Source organism: Sphingomonas sp. LH128, from assembly GCF_000293195.2.
In the GTDB taxonomy this organism is placed as follows: domain Bacteria; phylum Pseudomonadota; class Alphaproteobacteria; order Sphingomonadales; family Sphingomonadaceae; genus Novosphingobium; species Novosphingobium resinovorum_A.
Genome location: NZ_ALVC01000508.1, coordinates 1 through 901, shown reverse-complemented (window position 1 = coordinate 901; position 901 = coordinate 1). Strand labels below are relative to the sequence as shown.

Genomic DNA, 901 nt, shown 5'->3' with positions numbered 1-901 from the left:
ACGACGGGGCAGTTTTCGAAAGCCGCGGGCCGAAGCCGAAAAAAGCGGAGAGCCTGGGCAGCACGGATGATCCCGTGCGCATGTACCTGCGCGAAATGGGCGCGGCGGAGATGCTCACCCGTGAGGGTGAGGCCGCTATTGCCAAGCGGATCGAAGCGGGCCGCGACATGATGATCCAGGGCTTGTGCGAAAGTCCGCTGACGTTCCATGCCATCATCCACTGGTCCGAGGCGCTCAATGCCGGAGACATGCAGCTTCGCGAGATCCTCGATCTCGACGCAATGCTTGCGAAGGAACCGCAACCCGAGACATTCGGGGAGGACGCCGAGGCTGACGACGGCGGCGAGATCAGCGAGAAGACCGCAGGCCCATCGTTCAGCGATGAAGCGGAGCCGGAAGAGCAAAGCGCCGGTCAACTGGACGAGGACGGCAATCCGGTCGCGGCCGTGCGAACCGAAGAGGCGGACGCGGACGAGGGCAGTATCAGCCTTGCCCAGATGGAAGCTGCGCTGATGCCTGAGGCACTGGAGAAATTCGGGCTTATCGCCGAGCTTTTTCACAGCTTCGAGCGGGTTCAGGCGGACCGCACGGAAGCGGCGGGGTTGGGTATAGCCTTCCCTCATGCGCGCGAGGAACAGTATCTGCAGCTGCGCGCGGAACTGACCGCCGAGGTGGAGTCGGTCAAATTCCATGCCGCCAAGATCGAACAGCTGATCGACAACCTCTACGTGTCCAACCGCCGTCTCACGGCGCTGGGCGGCCAGATGCTGCGGCTGGTCGAGCGGCACAAGGTGAAGCGCGCCGATTTCCTCGAAGCCTACGTCGGCCGTGAACTGGATGACACCTGGGTGGCCGAGATGGCAGGCAGGGACAAGAAATGGGCCGCGTTCGCCGCCGCCGA

1 protein-coding gene is annotated in these 901 nt (G+C 63.6%); it reads left to right on the top strand.

Annotation, left to right across the window (positions count from 1 at the left end; all coding sequences use genetic code 11):
- A partial coding sequence (locus LH128_RS29390; protein ID WP_008833345.1) for a sigma-70 factor domain-containing protein occupies positions 1–901 on the top strand: 901 nt, incomplete at both ends.